The following is a 994-nucleotide window of genomic DNA, read 5'->3' as shown; positions in this document are numbered from 1 at the left end:
CAAGCGGTGCTTGTGTGTTTCGGAGGGTTACGGCGGTTATGGCGGGAAGGAAACACCCGGTTACATTCCGAACCCGGAAGTTAAGCTTCTCTGCGCCGATGGTACTGCACTCGGGAGGGTGTGGGAGAGTAGGTCACCGCCGGACAATCTTTGTGGGAGGGGTTTCGACGCCTGTGGGTGTCGGGGCCCCTCCCTTTTTTGTGTTTCCCGAGTGACTGTTTTGTGGTTGCGGGTGACCGGGTCTGGTGTTGGCGGGCTTCACGTTGGTGGGGCCCGTTCTGTGTTTCTTAGTGTGTGGCGCCTCCGTGGTGGGGGCTTGCCTTGCGTGTGGGTGCGGATGCGGGCTTCCTGCCGGCTGCGCCGTCTGCGAGGGTGCACGTCTTCCGCCCGATTCCTCGGCTGCGCAGTCACTCGGCGATGAGTTTCGGGTGGGCCTCTTGCGTTGCCGGGTGTCCGGTGTCCGTAGTGGGGGCGAAGGCCCTGCGGGGATGAGGGCGCAGAGCCACTGCGTGGTGGGGTTAGGTGCGCCAGGACTGGGGTCCTGTTTTGTCGGTTGTGGGACACGTCAGTGTGGGAGTGGATGCGTGTGCTGTCGGACGTACCGGCCTGTTGTGAGGTCTCATGCCTTTGGCTGCGGCCTCTTCTGTGTTTCCACGGTTGTGCGATTTGACGCTCGTGTGCGCTGGTCGCGTGATTGCGTCGCCCGCGGCCGCGGCGGGCAGCTTTCGGAGCTTCCGCTGCGGTGTTGTTGGTGGCGACGGAGTTGGCGGGTGACGGAGAGTCGGTGGTGGAGAGGAAAGCCGCCCGCACTGAAGTTCAGCTCGCCCCGCTGATCTGGAGCGGTAACGGCCTGGCCATGACCCAGATCGGCAGATAGTGGTCGGCCAACAGCTTGACTGAGGGCACCGGCGAAGGAGGTCCTCCGCCCGAGGGGTCACCGCGCTGGTCGCAGCTGTTCGGTGTGTGGGGTTGGGTGGGGGATGGAGTGCTGGTG

The 994-nt window shown here is 64.3% G+C and carries 1 rRNA gene; it reads left to right on the top strand.

What is annotated here, in order from left to right:
* Positions 1-28: 28 nt before the first annotated feature.
* Positions 29-145 (top strand): 5S ribosomal RNA (rrf, locus tag C1J01_RS48285).
* Positions 146-994 lie beyond the last annotated feature (849 nt).

This window comes from Nonomuraea aridisoli (genome assembly GCF_003236395.1).
GTDB lineage: Bacteria > Actinomycetota > Actinomycetes > Streptosporangiales > Streptosporangiaceae > Nonomuraea > Nonomuraea aridisoli.
Note: the sequence above shows the minus strand (reverse complement) of the source record. Positions and strands in the feature narration are given on the sequence as shown.